Here is a 21718-nt window from a genome sequence, read left to right as displayed (position 1 = left end):
ATTTCTCACATGACCATTAAAATCATAGCTCCCTTAAGAAAAAGGTATGCCCCACAATATAATATTTAACAGCATTAAATATGACAATTCATCAATCAGACTTAAGTGTGACAGATGTCATGAACCTGTGTTTTATTCTCTGATTCTCCTGAATAGGAGCCCAGATATTTCTTTATATTTCCTATACACTCTCTTGACATCAAATGGCCGTTTTTTCAAGCCAACGAAATATAACCAGTCACTCAAGTCTAACTCTAACGCGAGATTACCTCGTTTATAAAATTTTTCTGTCACATCTAGAGATAACATTTCAGGTGTTGCCACAATGAGATTGTTAGCCACAAAACAAGGCCAGAAATCTGATCCCAATCCTGCATCATCATTAGCCTTATTATTGATCTTCAACGTCTTACCCATCAATATGGACAGCCAATGTAGTAAAAAGTATTGTTCCGTTGCTGGATAACGCTCTTTATATCCGGCCTTTAAGTAGAAGTGCAGCTGTTCTAATTTTTTCTCTGGCCATATCTTTAGTAGATCTGTCGTCAGACCAAAGTCAAATAGATCACTCTTATGGAAAAATACAGGCTTACCGTAATGTGATGAAATAAAAAAAGCACTACTCGTAATGACTCGGCTATCCAAATAGCAGAAATCACTCACTCTTTCTTCGTTTACATACTTCTGATAGAGATCTAGAAAACCGCGACCAGTCACTATATTGTCACTACGAATCTTTACGGCATAAGGGGTTGCAACCATAGCAAGTCCCATGTGCACACCATATAATTGTCGGTTATTGTTTAATTTTACAACATTGCCATCATTCATTATAATATTTTGACCAGGATCTTCCAATAGTAAAACCTGATCAAAATCCAAACCATCAATATTCTGGCCTTGCCATGTAGACAAAATGATTGTGGACGTAGGAAAGTACGTTCTAATAGACTTCAGACATTGCGATGTGACCCCATCAATTTGAGAACGATCCTTACTTGCCTGCACTGGACCTTGTACAACGAACGTAATATCTTGATCATTTATCTTCATTTATTACATCCTGAGAAAGGAAATCAAGGTATTCGCTGGGCACGCCACAGAAAATAACTTCTTCTCGTTCGATCAAATTATAATGGATTTTTTTACCCTCTTTTATCATTATATTATACATTGGGGCTATATATAACTCACCCCTATCCCATTTCGCTGCAGGCAAAGCCTCATATTTTTTATACGCATCTAAATAGTCATCGCACTTCGCAAAAAAATATAATCCGGTACTACATAAATCTGATATTTTATTTTTTTCAGCCGTCAGCACAACTTCTGTACTACCTTCTTTTAATGGCTTTGCAAAAGACCAATTATCACCATCACCTTTAAAAACCTCTAAATATCCATCACAATTCTCAATGATATCTGGAAAGGTGAAATTGTGACGGAAAGAGTCGATATTAAATATTGTGATAGAACCTAGGTATGGAGCATGATTTTTGATGAAATCAAGCAGTCCAATCGCTACCGTTTCAGCTTGCCCTCTTGTTTCTTTTGAAAGTGTAGAAATGAAAAAATTCTTGATCCCCATCTTGGTGGCCATTTCTTTTACAAAATTTTCAGTATTGTAAACATCACGAACAATAAACAAAAACGGCGTATCTTCAAAATACATATGAAAGCTATTAACTGAGTGTTCAAATAGCGTAGCACCATGTGCAGACAACATGTATTTAGGCTTATCATAACCCGCTTTAAAAAAGCGAGAACTCATTCCTGCCATTGGAATAACAATCATCAATTAAGTCCCTTTAATATGTGGAATAAACGGAATGCATTTGCGAATAGCGCATTTTGCCGTTTTTTACAATCAGCATGAAGTGGTAACATAGACAAAAACAGATGAATTTGCATCGCATAAAGAGTCTCAGGCCGCATACCAAATACCGAACCGACGCGATATATATAATAAGACTGAATATCATCCACATAATTACTGACTTTGATTTTAAATTCTATTTCCCTTGCAGATATGTTTACATCATAATAACCAGCGATAATCCAATCATACAAACCAAGAATAGAATGACTAAGCTTAGCGATGTCATATGAAACATCTCCATATATCGTCATTTCACTGTTAGCAGTAATTCCTCTAGGATCAATCACTTTTATTTTTTGTGCACGAAAATCATATAATATATTACTGAAACAGAAGTCTCCGTGCAGTACAGACGCTAACCCACAATCTTTTGGTAAATATACACTACATGCATCTAATAAATCCTGAATGGATACAGGCTGAAAATCATTATATTTCCAATGTTCATTAAGTGATATATTTGTTGACTGGCAATAATCATTGATACGACTCAGTGTTTTCGCCCCAAATAAATCGCTCACTTGATTAGCAGGCTGGTTTTCAGTATTTTTAACACGTTGACAATCCAATAGAAAATCTAGGCAATTATTAATTATTGGTTTCCAGCAAAAGCTGGGTAACGCAGAGAAGACATAAACCTCATTTAGCGCTGTATTGTGCAAATACTCTAGTCGATACGTAGCGCTACCATCATTTTTTGATGATCCCAAGAACTGAGGGATGTATCCACGTAAAGAAAAAGGAAGCTTTTCAAACCACTCCGCCTCGGCCATAATTTTTACATTATGGACGCTAGATTTTTCAATAAAATATGGCGTAATCACAATCTCATTGAATGCACGTTGCGTGGTAAATTCAGCCTTTGATCTGTAGTATGTATTTACATGCCCAAAATCCAACCACCCATCTGATTTAACTACATTTAACCTAACTTTATGATGATACCGATTTAATCCTTCTAGAAAACTCCAGTTACATTGAGTAATACATCGAATTAGTTCCCTAGCGTCCTGGAACTTGAAATATCCATCTATTATCAGACCTTCAACATCGCGGTTTTCATCTTCAATACAATCAACATTCTCATGCCCTAGAGTAGCCCAATTGTAATAATACTCAGTCTTTGAAACGCTAACTATATTCTCCCCTGCAGGGAGTCGGCCAAATAACGTATCGCCATAAAGAACATGTAGAGAACTCCCCTGGCGGTACTCGCTCAAATTAACCGCAGCAACAAGAGAAGCTCCAAGACTAAGTCCGACAGGAATGTAAATGACCTTAACTCCCTGCTCAGTCAACCATGCAAGGTCACTATCTGATAATCTATAATTTTCTGGAACAGACAAATAAACATCTGTTCCACTCGGGGCTAGCGCCACTTGGTGTTTGAATAAACGACGATTACCCAGTGGCAAAAAACTGGGGGGGATTTTACCGAATTCAGCCTCTAGGTCTTGATTCACATACGCAGCAGACATGATCAGGAACATTTTTTTTCCTTTTCAAGCAATGTGTTGATCTCGTCTAACGAGAGTGTGGCAAATTCAGATGGTCTAATAGCACGATCATCGATATAAAAACCTGACTTACCACACCACGGCTTACCGACAATAATTTCATCATATGGAACCTGATGAGTATCGAGCCACTCTGTAATGATTGGTAATGTATGGACATTTATTTTCCCTACATTACCCTCAAAGGTTCTCATATTTCTTGCGGAGAAAATGACTATTTCAAACCCATTTTCTTTATAAATTTTTAGTGCCTCAATGACATCCATTCGTGGCAACACTACTTTATAATCAGATGTGTTTGCTTGTGTTAACGTACCATCAAGATCGATTATTATTTTTTTCATATGTAACCGCACCCCACCTACACCAAGAAATAACCGCCATCATAAATATATACAAATCTATTCAAAAAATCACGCTCAATACTTCATCGTTAAACTAGAAGCACGAAATTTCCTTACTAAATACCCTAAAGTAAAATCAATATATCTATTTAACCTAGGTTCTACCAGATAATATATACCCCATGATAAAAATGACATTAATAGTACCAAAAATAATGCATAGTATATATATCCTGTGCCATTGCTGACATATTGAAGCAATGAATAACCAATCTCTTGATGCAGTAAATATAGCGGGTATGTTAGCCCCCCCAACCATGTCATAATTTTTTTAGATATTGGAGGTATCCAGCCATTAACCAATAAATAGAAAATACAAAAAAATGAACACATCAATATCACGAGAACACTATGTGACAAACCTTCTGATGCATGAGATAAGACTACTGAAATTGAACTAATAATAAATGTCAGAAGCATATACCCAATGTTATGTATTGTTGTCCCGCTGCTCCAGATATAATAAAAACCAACCCCAGCAGCAAAATAGGTACCACTTGTAATAAAATTTCCATTCTTCCCTAGAAAAAGATATATCAATCCGGTAACGGCCCATAGAAACATTATTAGTTTTATGTTCTTCTCTGTCAGCAAATTATATGCTATCAAAATACCAATTATCAGATAGAATCTAAGCTCAACAGTTAACGTCCAATATACGCCATCCAAATGCGGTTGATTAAATATAAATCGATGCATCAGTGTAAGATTTGTTAGGTATTGCCACAATGATGGCTCTTTATTTGTCGAACCAAGAAAAACAAGGAAGACAAAAGTTATTGACGCAGCCAACCATAACATTGGATATATTCTTAAAAATCTCGAACAAGCAAAACTCTGCCATGACTTTCCTTTGGCACTATATAAAATAACAAATCCACTTATCATAAAAAACAACTCCACCCCCAAAAAACCATATTTAGAGATGGATGTTAACCAGCCAAAATCCGACTTTTTCAAAACCTCCAAAAATGTTTTATCAACGGAATAGCTGAGATAATGAAAAAGCACAACTGATATTGCAGCAATAAATCTAAGGCCATCAATTCCATATATTCTTTTTTTACTTAAACTCATGATTAATATAATTTCAACACTTCGATAAATGAAAAGTAGCAACTAAGGTCACTACCATATCCGCTAATAATACCTAATCGAATATTATTTTCCCATGTATAACGTCAAACCTCACCTGACGCATTGTTTGAACAAGATAAAAATATTGCCGCTGGATATATAATATATATATAAATTATTCCTGTATGAATCAACGGAACATCTGTCAGTGCAGCAAAAACACAAATAAGGGCTATGGCCAAACAAGTATATTTAACACCCGCATCTAATTTTCCATATAAAAAAAATGGTGATAGAAAAATAGCAATAATGGCTAACACACCAATTAGTCCATAGCGAACATAGCTATCTAGGTATTGATTATGAAAATGTGCATCCTTAAATGAAAGCGCAAGTTCGGAGATCATACCTTGCTGATATTGCAGCCCCATTAAATCAGGATATTTTTTGGTGCCCACGCCCATTAATGGATGGTCTTTTATTATTTCTACTGCCGAGTGCCATAGTTGAAAGCGGATGCCTATTGAGGTATCCATGTTTCCTTTAGATATTTCTACAAATTCCTGCTTTGTAACATTAACTCTTTGTGATACCTCAGGGATTGAATAAAATGCAAAAAGGAAAATTAATGTGGCAACCGTTATCAACGCAATACGACGAGCCTCAAATCTTTGCAATTGAAATAACACAAGAGATATTATTGTGAGAATTATTGACAACCACACACCTCGCACTTCAGTCATTATAATGGCAAATACCGAGCCAAAAACAGAAATAATAGATAATGTTTTCAAATACTTATTATCACACTGCAGGTATGTAGCTATTGAAATCACACATGTAATTGCGACATACAATGTAAAAGGTATCTGGTTGACAACGCCACCAATTCTAGAAATATCAAGAATAGCATACTCATACGCACCTAAAATACCAGCAGCGACACCACCCAACACAATAGACAGCCTTACTATATTGAGTGAAATCATTTGCCAAGGGACAATGACTATATATAGGATAGACACTAGTATGGTACGTGGCATACTAAACTGCTCACCTCTAAAGATACAGTAAAGTGAAAAAAACACTACAACAGAAAGCCAAAAAAATAGTATTATCCTGACCTCCGCTCTCTTAAGATTATTTATTATCGTATTTCTACAAAAAACACACGAAATAACAAACATAACAACCACAAGCCTTGATATGTAATGTTTTCCACCAAAGGTGGTGAATGAAAAGCAGGACAATATAAGCATTGGTAACATATAATAAAAATCAAAACACCAATATAATGAGGGTTTTATTTTCACTTACCAAGACTCCATGTTGCTATAATAAATGCTATCTTTATTCTTATTTTTTTATAAAGAGAATAAAATTCTCTGGTCGGTTTTCTATACCAATGGGTCAGGGAAAATCCGGTTTGTACTGTTGTTTCCATTTTCTCGTTATGAGTTATAAGCGATGGGAAAATAACGAATGATTTCATCCCATGTAAATATTGTAAGCCGATAAAACAATCTACTGGCACAGACCACCTATGCTTAATGAGCTTTGATGCAGAACTTGGCGATATAGCGTATCCTCTAGCGCCACCAAAGTTATCCTCCATTAGGGATATTTTATATTCATCCTTGTCAATAACAGTATGCAGCCTACCTCTCACCACTGGCTCCAAACGAACAAAACCACATTGTTCCACATCCTCTCTTATTCTTTTAATAATATCTTTGAATGACTCACTTAAAATAACGTCATCTTCAAGAACCACAATGGGTTGATTGAGCGAGACACACCTCAGCCATAATAAATAGTGACTACCATAACACCCTATTTCACCACGCGTTGGCATTTTCCCACTAGTGAGCCAAAGGCATTTTTTATAGTCATAATCAGTAAAAAGTGGATTTTCAAGTTTCCCATCTATTGCATCAAAAAATTCGAATTTAATACCATAAGATGCCATTTGCTCCATGATTCGTTGGCGACGATATTTAGACCTAACGAGGCTAATTACGTAGATTTTCATGAACGTTTCCTAAAAAGTAATATCTTCCTGCCAAGTGATATTCTCTTTTACTATTTTCGCTGGGATACCCACAGACATAGAATTTGCTGGCATAGATGATGTTAACAATGCACCCACTCCAACTATGGAACCATTACCAATGGTGGCACCCTTTAAGACTGTAACTCCATCAGCTAACCAAACATGTGATCCAATTTTTATATTTTTCGCGGGATTGATACGTATATGATTTTTCAAAATATCATGACCATCAGATGTCATAACCCTAACATTGCGAGAGAACATGCAGTGATCACCTATGTTTAATGCTATATTTCTCTCCCGGCATGAGAGATAGCATCCCTCACCAATAACACAGTCACGACCTATTGATAGCTCACAATCATTACCATCAATCTCAATAATGGTATTTTTTACATTGGCACCGGAATGTAATATTAATTTATTCCCAGAGCCTTTTATTTTTATTTGACACTTTCTGACCCTGACAGGACCAAGAATCTCTATGGTATTTCCAGATTGGCATCTCACTTTATTACGTGCATATAGCTTAAGAAAATTTATCATACCTTACTTCCTGAATACATAATTACCGCGAATTTTTCGCCATAGCCCAAACACATCGGTACGGGGGAAGATGGCGATCCGGCGGATCTGGAAAGGGTCCTGGTGCATCGCTTTGGGGCCGCTATTGGTAGCGACGGCAAAACGATACCCGGCGGCGATAGCCTGCTCCTTGGCACTCTCGTTCATATCTCCGTAAGGGTAGGCAAACGAGAGCAGCGGATGGCCAAGCAGGGCCTCCAGTTGGCGTTTATTCTCCTGAATTTCATGGGCTTGTTGTTCGGGTGTGAGCTTGCTCAAGCGGGGGTGAGTCAGGGTATGACCACCAATTTCCACATGACCGCTGGCGGCCAGCGCCTTGACCTGCTCACCACTCATCAATGAGACCTTGGTGTCCGGATTGGTCGGATGCTCCACATCCCAACGGTTATAACCTTCGCCAGTCACCACGTACACCACTGCTTTGTAACCATATTTTTCCAGCAGCGGCAGCATGCGGGTCAGATTGTCCTGATAACCGTCATCGGCAGTGATCATCAGGTACTTCTTGCCGTATTGCAGACGGTGGATAAAGCCTTTGTCCGCCAGATCGCGGAAAGTCAGGGTCTCGTAGCCGAGCCACTTCATCAGGCGCAGATGCTTCTCGAACATGGTGATCGGCATCCAGGTACCGTGAACCCCTTTCTCGCTTTCGTGTTCGATAAAGCGGTGGTACATGATGACCGGCATCTCGCGGCGCAGGGTTTCAACCACCGCATCCTGATAGATGGTTTCAAGGCCGGATACTACCCCCTGCAAGCCGTACTCGTCCTGAATCCGCTGGCGAATGGCTTCCGGCACAACCTTGCTGGCTAGGGCGGATTTGATTTCGCCCTTCAGCGCAGCAAAATCGATAGCCAGATCCTTGGGACCGATATCGCCGAAGTTACTGGCCAGCGCTTCATCCAGATTCTGTTCGGTCACCAGACCGATGGCCTTGGCTTCGCCGATGGCGAAGGCGGGGCGGCCACAAAGCAGCGCTTCCATGGCTACCCGACCGGCACCAATGACCAGGTCGCAACCCGCCAGCAGAGCAGGCACATCATCGACATAACCGACAAACTCGGCACGCTCCTGAAAACGGGCAAAACGCTCGGGCACGCGGGTACCGCTGACAATCCGTACTTTGCAGGCATCCAGATCGAGTACTTCGTCAAGCAGGCGGTAGCAGAGCTCCCCTTTGGGGCCACTCAAACGGCCAATGATGGCGATCACCGGCTTGTCATTATCCGGCGCCGGCACGGGCTGGAACTTGCCGGTCTCGATACCGTTGCGCAGCACCTGCACGATAGCGGGATCTACACCAAGGTTGTCGATGATCTGCCAGGCGATATCCTCGCAAACGGCAACGGCCCTGAATCCAAGGGCATGGAAGGCTTTGCGGGATGCGTGTACCGGCTGGCGGCCATGTACCGTGGTGATCATCGGAGTGCCGGTCAGTTTGCAGGCAACATAGCTGCTCCAGCCGGAGGCGCGGGAGTGAGCATGCACCAACTGGATATGGTGCTTCTTGATGAGATAGATAAGGTAAAATACGTGCCAGAAACGGCGCAGGATACTGCGCTTGTTGAATCGAAGCTTGAAGACGGGACCAAGGGTTGGCTTGGTCAGCGTATCCGACACATAAAAGACGTTGTGACCACGCCGGGTCAGTTCGTTGCCGACCGTGGTGGCATAAACCTCGGCGCCCGTCACTTCGAGCTGGGAGAGTGCCATCAATATGTTCATTGCGTGGTTACCCGGTAGAAACTGAGAAAAACAGTGACAAACAACAGAGCCGGAAACAGGTATGGCCTGCTTCCGGCTTGTCTACATAGGCAGTGTAAAACTCACCCGTTAGCGGTTGAGCCACGCCATGTAATCTGCAACCCCTTCGGCAACGGTTTTGAACGCGGCGTCATAACCCACGCTGCGCAGCTTGGTCATGTCAGCCTGGGTGAAGCTCTGGTAGCGGCCCTTGAGGTGATCCGGGAAGGGAATGTACTCAATGGCTCCCTTCTGATGATGCTTGATCACCGCTTCGGCCACGTTCTGAAACGGCTCGGCACGGCCGGTACCGCAGTTGAAGATGCCGGAGTGCTGCGGGTTCTGCCAGAACCAGAGGTTTACCTTGCAGACGTCGTCGATATAGATGAAGTCACGCATCTGGCCACCGTTCGGGAAGCCGTCACAGCCTTCAAACAGCTTGGGATTCTCGCCCTTCTTCACCTGGGTATTGAGGTGGAAGGCGACGGAAGCCATGGAGCCTTTGTGCTGCTCGCGCGGGCCGTAGACGTTGAAGTACTTGAGGCCGACAACCTGAGAGTTGATCTCCGGCATCCAGCGGCGCACGTACTGGTCAAACAGCTGCTTGGAGTAGCCGTAGACGTTGAGCGGCTGTTCGAACTTGGGATCTTCGATGAAGTTGTCGTTGCGGCCACCGTAGGTCGCGGCAGAAGAGGCGTAAATGAACGGGATTTCACGCTCGATGCAGTAGTGGAACAGATCCTTGGAGTACTCGTAGTTGACCTCCATGATGAACTTGCCGTTCCACTCGGTAGTCGCAGAGCAGGCACCTTCGTGGAAGATCACCTCGATGCCGTTATCCCACTCTTCAAACTCGTCACCGGAGACGATGCGAGCCTGAAACTCGTCTTTGTCCATGTAGTCAGCGATGGTCAGATCGACCAGGTTGACGAACTTGGTGCCGTCGGTCAGGTCATCAATGACCACGATATCGGTCCGTCCTTGAGCGTTCAGCTGCTTGACCAGATTGCTGCCGATAAAGCCAGCACCGCCAGTTACTACGATCATGGAGTTTGCCTCTCGTACGTTGATGGCTACATGTGACTGCTTGTTAAAGCTGTGTATAGTGAGCCAATTTGAAATTGCCGAAAAGTTTATCACGGGCCGTCCGGGGATTCGACCTTGTTCAAAACTGCCCCGAGCGGAACCTGTTGGAGGAATGAGTGATGAAAACCAGAGACAGGATCATTCACAGCGCGACCGAGCTGTTCAACGATCAGGGTGAACGCAACATCACCACCAACCATATTGCGGCGCACATGGGCATCAGCCCGGGCAACCTCTACTACCACTTCCGCAATAAAGAAGACATCATCCACTCCATCTTCGACCAGTATGCCCGCCACCTGAGCGAGAGCTTCGTCCCGACCCGCAACCGTGAGATCACCCTGCAGGATCTGATGGGCTATCTGGATGCCATCTTCTATCTGATGTGGCAGTTCCGCTTCTTCTACGCCAATCTACCGGACATCCTGAGCCGTGACGAACCGCTGCAACAGAAGTACCTCAAGGCCCAGGAGCAGATGCGTTCTTCCGTGGTCGCGCTGCTCAGAAGCCTGCGCGAAGGCGGCATTATCGATGTCAGCGATGAAGACCTGCCGGATCTGGGCCAGACCATCAAGATGGTGGTGACCTGCTGGATCCCGTTCCAGATTGCCCAGGCCCCCAACACCCGCATCACCAAGCCGCTGCTCTATCAGGGCGTGTTGAAGGTGCTGTTTCTGCTGCGCCCCTATGTGCAACCCCAGGTAGCCGGACAGATCCAGCAGCTGGAACTTCACTACCGTCAGCTGGCCCAACCAGCTGGGTGAGATCTGTTTCACATTTGTTGAATATCAGCACAATCATTTGAATTTACCGCAACAGATTGCAGTAAAATGTCGCCCTCTGTTGATACGCAGCTGAAATAGCCAATAAGGATCGAGGATGTCTAACGGATTCTATCGTCACCTGACCGAGCAACTGAACCAGGTGCAAGCTGAAGGGTTGTACAAGCAGGAGCGCATCATCACCTCCGCCCAGCAGGCCAGCATCGCCGTCAGCGGTGAGCAGGTACTGAACTTCTGTGCCAACAACTATCTTGGGCTGGCCAACCACCCGGATCTGATCGCTGCCGCCCATCAGGGACTCGACAGCCATGGCTTCGGCATGGCCTCGGTGCGCTTCATCTGTGGCACCCAGGATCAGCACAAAGCGCTGGAGCAGAAGATGTCTGCCTTCCTCGGCACCGAAGACACCATCCTCTACTCCTCCTGTTTCGATGCCAATGGCGGTCTTTTTGAAACCCTGTTCGGCGCCGAAGATGCCATCATCTCCGATGCCCTCAACCACGCTTCCATCATCGACGGCGTGCGACTGTGCAAGGCCAAGCGTTATCGCTACGCCAATAACGATATGGCCGAGCTGGAAGCCCAGCTCAAGCAGGCTGACGCCGATGGCGCCCGCTTCAAGCTGATCGCCACCGACGGTGTCTTCTCCATGGATGGCGTCATCGCCGACCTCAAATCCATCTGCGATCTGGCAGACAAATACGATGCGCTGGTGATGGTGGATGACTCCCACGCCGTCGGCTTTATCGGCGAAAACGGTCGCGGCACCCACGAATATTGCGGCGTGATGGATCGGGTCGACATCATCACCGGCACCCTGGGCAAGGCGCTCGGCGGCGCATCCGGCGGCTATACCTCCGGCAAGAAAGAGGTGATCGACTGGCTGCGTCAGCGCTCCCGCCCGTACCTCTTCTCCAACTCGCTGGCCCCCTCCATCGTTGCCGCCACCATCAAGGTGATCGACATGCTGGCGGAAGGTCACGACCTGCGCGCACGTCTGAAAGAGAACAGCCGTTACTTCCGCGAACGGATGAGCGCCGCCGGCTTCACTCTGGCTGGTGCCGACCACGCCATCATTCCGGTGATGCTGGGGGATGCCAAACTGGCCTCCGAAATGGCAAGCCGCATGCTGGCAGCCGGCATCTATGTGGTGGGCTTCTCCTTCCCGGTCGTGCCCAAGGGTCAGGCGCGCATTCGCACCCAGATGTCTGCCGCTCACACCCGCGAGCAGCTGGACAAGGCGATCGACGCCTTTATCCGCATCGGCCGTGAACTCGGCGTTATCTGATTTGAATCAAGGGGCTGCAGCCCCTTTTTTCTGCATTCATATTGAAGGAACAGCCATGAAAGCACTCTCCAAACTGCACAAAGAGGTCGGCATCTGGATGACGGATGTGCCAGCCCCCGAGCTCGGCCACAACGACCTGCTGATAAAGATCCGCAAAACCGCCATCTGCGGCACCGATATCCACATCTACAACTGGGACGAGTGGTCCCAGAAGACCATTCCGGTACCCATGGTGGTCGGCCACGAATATGTCGGCGAAGTGGTCGCCATCGGTCAGGAGGTGCGCGGCTTCGCTATCGGCGATCGGGTCTCCGGCGAAGGGCACATCACCTGCGGTCACTGCCGCAACTGCCGCGCCGGGCGCACTCACCTCTGCCGCAACACCATTGGCGTTGGCGTCAACCGCCCGGGCGCCTTTGCCGAGTATCTGGTGATCCCCGCATTCAACGCCTTCAAGCTGCCGGACAACATCCCGGACGAGCTGGCTGCCATCTTCGACCCGTTCGGCAATGCGGTGCACACCGCCCTCTCCTTCGATCTGGTGGGTGAAGATGTGCTCATCACCGGGGCAGGCCCCATCGGCATCATGGCCGCCGCCGTCTGCCGTCATGTGGGTGCGCGCCACGTGGTGATCACCGACGTCAACGAATACCGGCTGGAGCTGGCCCGCAAGATGGGCGCCACCCGCGCGGTCAACGTGGCCAAGGAGAAGCTGGCCGACGTGATGAGCGAGCTGGGCATGACCGAAGGCTTCGACGTGGGGCTGGAGATGTCCGGCGTCCCGAGCGCCTTCCAGGAGATGCTCGACAAGATGAACCATGGCGGCAAGATCGCCATGCTCGGCATTCCCCCCTCCACCATGGCCATCGACTGGAACAAGGTGATCTTCAAGGGGCTGTTTATCAAAGGGATCTATGGCCGCGAGATGTTCGAGACCTGGTACAAAATGGCCAGCCTGATCCAGTCCGGGCTGGATCTCTCCCCCATCATCACCCACAGATTCCATATCGACGAATTCCAGCAGGGGTTCGATGCGATGCGCTCCGGCCACTCCGGCAAGGTGATCCTGAGCTGGGACAAATAACCCATTTCACCCCTTGGGTACCCGAAACCCGGCGAATGCCGGGTTTCTTTTTATCTCCACTACCCGAATTGCCGTGATATCGACCAAAACTTTGTACGCAGAGTGTTTAACACTTCACACACAAGCGTTTAAATGGCTGTAACTATTCGGTTATAATCCCGTCGTTTACATGGATAATAAAAGACTGCTGGGAGTATATGAGCGTGTTGAAAAAACTGAGCTATTTGCTGGCTGTCGGGATGACGGCCGCCAGCTTGTCTGGGGCAGTGCTTGCTGCCGATGAGATGTCACCGGAAGCCATTGCCGAGCGGATCAAACCAATCGGTCAGGTCTATACCGCCAAGGATCTGGAAGGTATTGCCGGCGCGAATGCTGCACCGACGGCGGCCGCCTCTTCCGGTCCCCGCGATGGCGAAACGGTATACAAGGGCGCCTGCTTTGCCTGTCACGACACCGGTGCAGCCGGTGCCCCCAAACGGGGTGACAAGGCAGCCTGGGATCCTCGCATCGCCCAGGGCATTGATACTCTCAAGAAACATGCCATTGAAGGCTTTACCGGCAAGTCCGGCATGATGCCTCCGCGCGGTACCTGTGCGAACTGTAGTGATGAAGAGATTGAAAACGCCATCCACTACATGATCGACAAGCTGTAAGTATTTGAAAGGGCCGCAATTGCGGCCCTTTCAATCTATCGGCTTCCGACTACTCTTGTAAGGTAGACATATCGGGAGTTGCACATGTCGTCCCAATCCATCGAACCCCACTACTCAACTCCTCTGTTGGCGTTGGTCTCTGCCATTATGGACTTCCCGGCGCCACAAACCGCCACGTCTGACGATTACGATTCCCTGATCCAGCAGATTGACCAACTCTGCCCGCTGCAACATTTCGGCATGCTGGGCCTCTCCGATACCGGTCTGAACTGGCTTTACGCCTACAAGGTCAGCGACATCTTCAAGCAACAGCTGGGCCGGGAGCAGTCCCGCATAACCGATCAGCTCACCCAGCTGGATGAGGCCGAAGGGTGGTGTGTCTTCCCCATCGAGCATGGCCAGATACAGTGGTTGCTGGCGCGTGGCACACCAGCCGACCTGCCGACCCTGCGCCTGCTGCTGGAGTGTCTGGCCAAACGGCTGACCGAAACCCAGGCGGGATCCCATCTCACCGAGCTCCCTTCACCGCTGATCCGCAAAGACCCGAACTGGAAAAAGAAAATCGAGAGCATCAGCCGCATCATGCGGCTCGCCAATACCCTGCCGGCTCAGGCGCTCTTCTCCCAACTGGAGGCGGTACTGCGCCAGATGCTCACCATAGAGGACATGCTGCTGGTCAGGTTAACCAGTCAGAAGCTGGAAAAGATCTACCCTGCCCATCCCCATCAGGGAGACGAGTTCATCAGCGGCTTGTGCCACAGCACCAGCAATATCGAGGTGAGCAGGGAGTCACGCTACTGGCACAGCATGCCGCTGCGGCTGCAACAACAGTACTTCGCTCACTTCATCATCAGCACGGCTCAACCGTTGGAGACCGACGACAAGCTGTTTCTCGACTTCCTGCGTGGTCAGCTCACCCTGCTGCTGGAGCTGAGACGGATCCGCCAGCAGCTCAACGACATCAATACCGAAGACTCCATCAACCAACGGCTGCAACAGCTGCGTCAAACCAACCTCAGGCTGCAAAAGCAGCTCAAGCAGCATCAGGAGCTGGAACGGCGGCTGCAATTCGATGCGCTTCACGACCCGCTGACCCAACTGCCCAACCGCGCGCTGTTGATGAACCACCTCAACCACGCCATGACCCACTACAACCGCTACAAATCGCCGGGATTTGCGGTAATTTTTATCGATGTGGACCACTTCAAGCAGATCAATGACACCCTGGGCCACAGCGCTGGCGATCAGCTGCTCAAGGAGGTGAGCCGCCGCCTGCAAACCTGCATCCGGCAAAACGATCTGGTGGCCAGACTGGGGGGCGACGAGTTTGTCATCTATCTGGACAGCAGCAAGAGCGACGATGACATCAGCCCGGTGCTCAACCGCATTATCAGCCGTCTCTCCTACCCGTTCCGGCTACTCGGCAACGAGCTGAGCATTACCGTCAGCCTTGGGGTATCGAGCGTCTCCGAGCAAACCTCAGATATCAGCCAGCTGCTCCATCAGGCAGATCTGGCCATGTATCAGGCCAAGCGCAATGGTCGCAGTCGCATCGTCAGCTACTCGGATGATTGCATCAACCAGAACTGGAATTCGCCGGAAGAGATGCTGGCCAGAGCCCTGCGGGAGGGGCGTATCGTCCCCTACTTCCAGCCGGTGATCCGGCTGCAGGATAGCCGCCTGACCGGACTGGAGGTGATGGCGCGCTGGCTGACCGAGGAGGGGATTCTGAAGGATGCGTTCGACTTTATTCCGCTGGCGGAGCAGTGCGGCCTGATTCTGGAGCTGGATTACCAGATCCTGCGCCACACCTGTCAGCAACTGAAAAACTGGCTGCCAATCTCCGGGCAGAGCAAGTTCAAGGTCGCCATCAATCTGTCGGGCAAGCATCTGGTCAACCATGACCACATCATGCGACTGATGGGGATCATCGAAGAGGAAGGGGTCGCCCCAGGCTATCTGATTTTTGAATTCAACGAGCGGGAACTGTCGCGACAAGATTCCGATGCACTGGCGTCGCTGCACGAGCTGCGCGCCAAGGGTATCCAGATCAGCCTCGATGATTTCGGCACCGGCTTCTCCTCCCTCAACGCTCTGTTCCACTTCCCGGTGGATTACATCAAGGTGGATGACAGCTTTACCCAGCGGATGCTGCAATCGCCCAAAGATTTGGCGCTGATCCGCGCCATGCGGGATATCTGTCAGGATCTCGATTACACCCTGGTAGTCGAGGGGATCGAGAACCAGCAGCAATTGCAGAAGCTGATTGATATCGGCTGCCGGATGGGGCAAGGGCGCTATATCTCACCGCCCATGCCGGGAGCAGACATAGTACCGCTACTGACCCCGGCCAATCCTTAGGATTAATCCTTCTTGAACAGCGCCCGCAGGTTGGCAACACCAACCTGCCCCTTCTGCTGGCGCTCCTCGGCAGTCACCTTCTTCTGGTTTTCCCATTCAAGGTCATCTTGCGGCAGCTCCAGCAGGAAGCGGCTCGGCTCTGGCCGTACCGACTCGCCAAACTGACGCCGCTCCTTGCAGAGGGTGAAGGTCAGTTCGGTCTGAGCCCGGGTGATCCCCACGTAGGCGAGACGCCGCTCCTCCTCGACGTTGTCTTCATCTATGCTGGTCTGGTGGGGCAGCAAGCCCTCCTCCATCCCCACCATGTAGACATAGGGGAACTCCAGCCCCTTGGAGGCATGCAGGGTCATTAACTGCACCTGATCGGCATCATCCTCCCCTTCGTTGCGCTCCATCATGTCGCGCAGGGTGAGGCGAGTGACCACCTGTGCCAGCGTCATCGACTCCTCCAGCTCATCCCCTTCCAGCATCTCGGTGATCCAGCGATACAGAGTGGAGACGTTCTGCATCCGCATCTCGGCCGCTTTCGGGCTGGGGGAGGTCTCGTAGAGCCACTCTTCGTAGTGGATCTCCTTGATCATGTCCCGCACCGCCTCCACCGGATTGCCGCGCAACGCCTGATCGCCAAGGCGAACCAGCCAGTTGGTGAAGGCCTGTAATGCAGTGAGGCCACGGCCAGAGAGGTGCTGCTCCAGCCCCAGCTCGAAGCTGGCGGCAAACAGGCTCTTGCCCCGCTGATTGGCGTATTGGCCGAGCTTTTCGAGGGTAGTGGGGCCAATCTCGCGGCGCGGCAGGTTGACCACCCGCAGGAAGGCTGTGTCCTCGTCCGGGTTCACCAGCAGCTTGAGGTAGGCCATGATGTCCTTGATCTCGGTGCGGGAGAAAAACGAGGTACCGCCCGAGATACGGTAGGGAATGCGGTTGGTCATCAGCGCCTTCTCGAAGATGCGCGACTGATGGTTGCCCCGATAGAGGATGGCGTAATCCTTGAACCTGGTGCGGTTCATAAACTTGTGTCCCATCATCTCGGCAGCGATCCGCTCCGCTTCGTGCTCCTCGTTCTTGGCAAACAGCACCTTGAGCTTCACCCCTTCATCCAACTCGGAGAAGAGCGCCTTGTCATAGACGTGCGGGTTGTTGGCGATCAGGATGTTGGCGCATTTGAGGATCCGCCGCTTGGAGCGGTAGTTCTGCTCCAGCTTGATCAGCTTGAGGCTGGGGAAATCTTCGCTCAGCAGCACCAGGTTCTGCGGCTTGGCACCGCGCCAGGAGTAGATGGACTGGTCATCATCCCCTACCACGGTAAAACGGGCCCGCTCGCCGACGATCTGCTTCACCAGCTCGTATTGACTGGTGTTGGTGTCTTGGTACTCATCGACCAGCAGATAGCGGATCTTGTTCTGCCAGCGCTCGCGCACCTCCTGATTGCTCTTGAGCAGCAGGGTCGGCATCACGATGAGGTCGTCAAAATCCAGCGCGTTATAGGCCACCATCTGGCGGTGATAACGTTCGTAGAGCTGGGCCATCAGCACCTCTTCCGGCCCGCGGGCGATGCGCATGGCACGGGCGGGCAGGATAAGGTCGTTCTTCCAGTTGGAGATTTGGCTGATCAGTGCCGAGAGCTTGTCCTTGTCGTTGTCGAGCTCGTCTTCAGTCAATTCTTTCAGCAGCGCCAGCTGGTCGGTGTCGTCGAACAGGGAGAAGTTCGCCTTGAGATTCAGGCTCTTGTGCTCCCGACGAATGATATCGAGACCCAGTGTATGGAAGGTGGAGACCATCAGCCCCCGCGCTTCCTTGCGACCCAAAGTCTGGCCAACCCGCTCCTTCATCTCCCGTGCCGCCTTGTTGGTAAAGGTAACTGCGGCGATGTTGCGAGCGTTGTAGCCGCACTGCTGCACCAGATAGGCAATCTTGTTGGTGATGACGCGGGTCTTGCCCGATCCGGCACCCGCCAGCACCAGGCAAGGGCCGGAAACATACTTGACCGCTTCGTTCTGATTGGGGTTGAGCTTCATGGGCCGGATCTCTTGGCTTATGATGAGGGGCGGCATTGTACCAGAAATCACCCGACGAGCCGTACCTGCTGCACAGCAGGCAGCCGCTCATCGGGCTTATCGCACCTTGTGTTCGGGCGCTATTTTCAGGATCATGGCCGACCTTTCGAGATGATGACTTTTTCCGGATGATGAGGGGAGCATGAATCAGCAACAGCACGACCAACTGCGCAGCCAGTTTCCGGCCTTGGCGCAGGAGGTGAACGGCCACCCTCTGGTCTATCTGGACAACGCCGCCACCACCCAGAAGCCGCAAGCGTTACTGGATGCCATCGCTCACTACTATGGGGCCGACAACGCCAACGTGCACCGCGCCGCCCACGCCCTGAGTGGCCGCGCGACCCGGGCCTTCGAAACAGCCCGCGAGACGGTCGCCCGCTTTATCAATGCGCCTTACTCTCGCGAGGTGATCTGGACCCGCGGCACCACGGAAGCGATCAACTTGGTTGCCCAGAGCTGGGGGATGAGCGAGCTCAAGACGGGGGATGAAATCATCCTCAGTACGCTGGAGCACCACGCCAATATCGTCCCGTGGCAACTGGTCGCCCAGCGCACCGGGGCGGAGATCCGGGTTATCACGCTCGATGAGCGAGGCGATCTCGATCTGGCCGCCTATCACGCCATGCTGGGGCCACGCACCCGACTGGTGAGCGTAGCTCACGTCTCCAATGCCCTCGGTACAGTCAATCCGGTCAAAGAGATAGTGGCTGCCGCCAAAACGGTTGGCGCCGTGACGCTAATCGACGGCGCCCAGGCAGTGGCTCATCTCGAGGTGGATGTGCAAGCCATCGGTTGCGACTTCTACGCCTTCTCCGGCCACAAGCTCTATGGCCCGACCGGCATCGGTGTGTTGTGGGGCCGCACCGAGCTATTGGAGCGGATGCCGCCTTGGCAAGCAGGTGGCGAGATGATCGATCGGGTCAGTTTCAGCGGCACCACCTTCAATACCCTGCCTTTCAAATTCGAGGCGGGCACCCCCCATATCGCTGGCGCTATCGGCCTCGCCGCCGCCATCGACTTTGTGATGGGGCAAGATAGGGAATGGCTCGCCCAACATGAGCAGGCACTGACCGACTATCTGGTAGCTGGCCTGCAACAAGTGCCGGGGTTGCGTCTGGTCGGCGAACCCGGCCAACGCGCCGGTGCGGTCTCTTTCTTGCTCGACGACATCCACCCGCAAGATGCTGCTACCCTGCTCGACATGCAGGGTATCGCCCTGCGAGTCGGCCATCACTGCGCCATGCCGCTGATGGAATCCCTCGGGATCGGCGGCACCATGCGCGCCTCGCTGGCTTGCTACAACAATCGGGATGATGTCGACGCCCTGCTGGCCGCCCTGCACAAACTCTGTGACTTCTTCTAAGGCAGACAACCGAATGAGTGACCTCGCAAGCTATACCCAGATTGGCCTTGAGCCCAACGCCGACACTATCCGCCAGCAGTTTGCCGCCGCCCACGGCTGGGAGAACCAGTATCGGCTCATCATCCAGCTCGGCAAGCAGCTGCCAGCGCTACCCGCCGAATGGCAGCAGGAGGAGTTCCGCCTCAAGGGGTGTGAAAGCCAGGCTTGGCTGAAGGGAGAACAAAGCGAGGATGGCTGCTGGCACTTTGCCTGTGATTCCGATGCTCGCATCGTGCGTGGCCTCATCGTCATCGTCCTGGCGGCACTCAACCACCAATCGTCTGCGGCGATCCAGGCATTTGATATGGAAGGGTATTTCACCGAACTGGGACTTGAGAAACACTTGAGCCCGTCACGAGGTAACGGGCTCAGAGCGATCGTGCTGGCGATCCGGGAGCAGGCAGTCTAACCCGCCTTGTTCAGTGGTCGATTAGGCTTCGCCAATCGACCCGGCGTTTTCATTCCCTGCCTCTTTCTCGGCGCGGGCCCCCCGCTCGGCAATCTTCTTCAATACCCGGGACGCGGCAACCAGCCCAAAGGTGGCCGTCACCGGCGTCACGGCGCCAAAACCGGAGGCGCAATCCATCTTCATGGTGCCATCGCTGGCCGCCTTGGCCTGACAGGTACCACCATTACCATCCGGATAACTCAGCTGCTCGGTTGAGAAGACACACTCCACCCCGAATTTGCGCGCAGGATTCTTGCTGAAGTTGTGCAACCGGCGCAGGTCGGAGCGAACCTTCGCAGCGAGCGGATCCTGAATGGTCTTGGCCAGATCGGCCACGGTGATCTGGGTCGGATCCATCTGGCCGCCAGCACCACCCGCTACAATCACCGGGATCTTGTTACGCTTGCAGAAGGCAATCAGCGCCACCTTGGCCTTGACCGAATCGATGGCGTCCACCACATAGTCAAACTCTCGCTTGATATGCTCGGCCAGGTTGTCGGCGGTGACGAAATCGTCCACCTCGATCACTTCGCAATCCGGATTGATGCCGCGAATGCGCTCAGCCATCACCTCGGTTTTGAGGCGACCAACAGTCCCCTGCATGGCGTGGATCTGGCGATTGGTGTTGGTGATGCAGATATCGTCCATGTCAATCAGGGTGATCTGGTTGATACCGGCACGGGCCAGCGCCTCGGCCGCCCAGGAGCCTACGCCGCCGATCCCCACCACACAGACCTTGGCCTGGCTAAAGGAACGCAAGGCGTTCTGACCATAAAGACGGGCAATGCCCCCGAATCGCTGTAGATATTCCGCTTTCATACCACCACCTTGCTTGAGGGCGGCCATTATAACGGCAACCAGAGCCAGCGGCGATGGCATAACCGGAGAAAATCGGGGAGGGAAAACAGAGAAACGGCGGAGAAGAGAGAATGAACGGTCAATTATCAGGCTATTTGCTGAATTGCAGGCAATAAAAAACCCCGCTCGATGAGCGGGGTTCTTAAATTGAGTGCCTGGCAGTGTCCTACTCTCGCATGGCGAATGCCACACTACCATCGGCGCTACCGCGTTTCACTTCTGAGTTCGGCATGGGATCAGGTGGTTCCACGGCGCTATGGCCGCCAGGCAAATTCTTAATCTAGAAAGCTGACGTGAATAACGAACTGCCTGTTGGCTTCGCTATCACTGAATTAGTAGTTCGCTTAGGTTTGCTACAAGCCTTAGAACACTTCTTGGGTGTTGTATGGTTAAGCCTCACGGGTAATTAGTATGGGTTAGCTCAACACATCACTGCGCTTACAC

General features: G+C 50.4%; 19 protein-coding genes and 1 rRNA gene. 7 read left to right on the top strand and 13 right to left on the bottom strand.

Annotated elements, in window-relative coordinates; genetic code table 11:
* Nucleotides 1-132: 132 nt before the first annotated feature.
* From AB5Y92_RS21970 to rfaD, 10 genes are all read right to left on the bottom strand, one after another.
* On the bottom strand, nucleotides 133-1053 hold the full coding sequence (locus AB5Y92_RS21970; RefSeq protein ID WP_101530404.1) for a WavE lipopolysaccharide synthesis family protein: 921 nt from the start codon (nucleotides 1051-1053) through the stop codon (nucleotides 133-135).
* On the bottom strand, nucleotides 1040-1795 hold the full coding sequence (locus AB5Y92_RS21965; RefSeq protein WP_164535781.1) for a glycosyltransferase family 2 protein: 756 nt from the start codon (nucleotides 1793-1795) through the stop codon (nucleotides 1040-1042). The genes AB5Y92_RS21970 and AB5Y92_RS21965 overlap by 14 nt, the downstream gene beginning before the upstream one ends.
* Nucleotides 1795-3369 (bottom strand): capsular biosynthesis protein, encoded by a 1575-nt coding sequence (locus tag AB5Y92_RS21960; RefSeq protein WP_164535780.1) that lies wholly within the window; start codon nucleotides 3367-3369, stop codon nucleotides 1795-1797. Before AB5Y92_RS21960 ends, AB5Y92_RS21965 begins: the two co-directional genes overlap by 1 nt.
* Nucleotides 3360-3740 carry an HAD hydrolase family protein gene (locus AB5Y92_RS21955; RefSeq protein ID WP_101530401.1) on the bottom strand — a complete coding sequence of 127 codons (381 nt, stop codon included), beginning with the start codon at nucleotides 3738-3740 and terminating at the stop codon, nucleotides 3360-3362. The genes AB5Y92_RS21960 and AB5Y92_RS21955 overlap by 10 nt, the downstream gene beginning before the upstream one ends.
* A 75-nt stretch (nucleotides 3741-3815) precedes the next feature.
* Entirely contained in the window at nucleotides 3816-4877 is a 1062-nt protein-coding gene (locus tag AB5Y92_RS21950) for an acyltransferase (protein ID WP_164535779.1), read from the bottom strand.
* Between the two features lie 104 nt (nucleotides 4878-4981).
* Nucleotides 4982-5920, bottom strand: a complete 939-nt coding sequence (locus AB5Y92_RS21945; protein WP_164535778.1) for an O-antigen ligase — start codon at nucleotides 5918-5920, stop codon at nucleotides 4982-4984.
* 266 nt (nucleotides 5921-6186) lie between these two features.
* Nucleotides 6187-6909 carry a glycosyltransferase family 25 protein gene (locus AB5Y92_RS21940; RefSeq protein ID WP_164535777.1) on the bottom strand — a complete coding sequence of 241 codons (723 nt, stop codon included), beginning with the start codon at nucleotides 6907-6909 and terminating at the stop codon, nucleotides 6187-6189.
* A 9-nt stretch (nucleotides 6910-6918) separates the two neighbouring features.
* A complete protein-coding gene (locus tag AB5Y92_RS21935; RefSeq protein WP_368227799.1) occupies nucleotides 6919-7476 on the bottom strand; it encodes an acyltransferase in 558 nt (185 codons plus the stop codon).
* Between the two features lie 3 nt (nucleotides 7477-7479).
* The gene (locus AB5Y92_RS21930; protein WP_164535775.1) at nucleotides 7480-9240 is read right to left on the bottom strand and encodes a polysaccharide deacetylase family protein; all 1761 of its coding nucleotides are present in this window, start codon (nucleotides 9238-9240) and stop codon (nucleotides 7480-7482) included.
* A 108-nt stretch (nucleotides 9241-9348) separates the two neighbouring features.
* Nucleotides 9349-10305, bottom strand: a complete 957-nt coding sequence (gene rfaD, locus AB5Y92_RS21925; RefSeq protein ID WP_204384861.1) for an ADP-glyceromanno-heptose 6-epimerase — start codon at nucleotides 10303-10305, stop codon at nucleotides 9349-9351.
* Between the two features lie 158 nt (nucleotides 10306-10463).
* Between rfaD and AB5Y92_RS21920 the strand changes: the two genes are divergently transcribed.
* The 5 genes from AB5Y92_RS21920 (at nucleotide 10464) to AB5Y92_RS21900 (ending at nucleotide 16512) form a co-directional block, all read left to right on the top strand.
* Nucleotides 10464-11108 carry a TetR/AcrR family transcriptional regulator gene (locus tag AB5Y92_RS21920; RefSeq protein ID WP_042054294.1) on the top strand — a complete coding sequence of 215 codons (645 nt, stop codon included), beginning with the start codon at nucleotides 10464-10466 and terminating at the stop codon, nucleotides 11106-11108.
* 115 nt (nucleotides 11109-11223) lie between these two features.
* Entirely contained in the window at nucleotides 11224-12414 is a 1191-nt protein-coding gene (locus AB5Y92_RS21915) for a glycine C-acetyltransferase (RefSeq protein WP_368227796.1), read from the top strand.
* Between the two features lie 55 nt (nucleotides 12415-12469).
* Complete coding sequence (gene tdh / locus AB5Y92_RS21910) at nucleotides 12470-13498, top strand: L-threonine 3-dehydrogenase (protein WP_005340852.1); 1029 nt, start codon at nucleotides 12470-12472, stop codon at nucleotides 13496-13498.
* A 197-nt stretch (nucleotides 13499-13695) separates the two neighbouring features.
* Nucleotides 13696-14151: a cytochrome c5 family protein gene (locus AB5Y92_RS21905; protein WP_168176865.1), complete on the top strand. Its 456-nt coding sequence runs from the start codon at nucleotides 13696-13698 to the stop codon at nucleotides 14149-14151.
* A gap of 84 nt (nucleotides 14152-14235) precedes the next feature.
* The gene (locus AB5Y92_RS21900; RefSeq protein WP_181223098.1) at nucleotides 14236-16512 is read left to right on the top strand and encodes a bifunctional diguanylate cyclase/phosphodiesterase; all 2277 of its coding nucleotides are present in this window, start codon (nucleotides 14236-14238) and stop codon (nucleotides 16510-16512) included.
* A 2-nt stretch (nucleotides 16513-16514) separates the two neighbouring features.
* Here the strand turns inward: AB5Y92_RS21900 and rep are convergent, their stop codons facing one another.
* Nucleotides 16515-18527 carry a DNA helicase Rep gene (rep, locus tag AB5Y92_RS21895; protein WP_204477950.1) on the bottom strand — a complete coding sequence of 671 codons (2013 nt, stop codon included), beginning with the start codon at nucleotides 18525-18527 and terminating at the stop codon, nucleotides 16515-16517.
* A 181-nt stretch (nucleotides 18528-18708) separates the two neighbouring features.
* Here rep and AB5Y92_RS21890 point away from each other — a divergent pair, with 181 nt between their 5' ends.
* Nucleotides 18709-19929, top strand: coding sequence for an aminotransferase class V-fold PLP-dependent enzyme (locus AB5Y92_RS21890; protein ID WP_368227793.1), 1221 nt, complete (start codon nucleotides 18709-18711; stop codon nucleotides 19927-19929).
* 13 nt (nucleotides 19930-19942) lie between these two features.
* Nucleotides 19943-20377, top strand: coding sequence for a SufE family protein (locus AB5Y92_RS21885; RefSeq protein ID WP_058056434.1), 435 nt, complete (start codon nucleotides 19943-19945; stop codon nucleotides 20375-20377).
* 21 nt (nucleotides 20378-20398) lie between these two features.
* Here AB5Y92_RS21885 and tcdA read toward each other — a convergent pair whose 3' ends face one another.
* Together tcdA and rrf are read right to left on the bottom strand one after the other, a co-directional pair.
* Nucleotides 20399-21235 (bottom strand): tRNA cyclic N6-threonylcarbamoyladenosine(37) synthase TcdA, encoded by an 837-nt coding sequence (tcdA, locus tag AB5Y92_RS21880; RefSeq protein ID WP_111901584.1) that lies wholly within the window; start codon nucleotides 21233-21235, stop codon nucleotides 20399-20401.
* A gap of 192 nt (nucleotides 21236-21427) precedes the next feature.
* Nucleotides 21428-21542, bottom strand: a 5S ribosomal RNA gene (gene rrf / locus AB5Y92_RS21875).
* Between the last annotated feature and the right edge of the window lie 176 nt (nucleotides 21543-21718).

This window comes from Aeromonas sp. R1-1, assembly GCF_040908495.1.
In the GTDB taxonomy this organism is placed as follows: Bacteria; Pseudomonadota; Gammaproteobacteria; order Enterobacterales; family Aeromonadaceae; genus Aeromonas; species Aeromonas veronii.
Note: the sequence above shows the minus strand (reverse complement) of the source record. Positions and strands in the feature narration are given on the sequence as shown.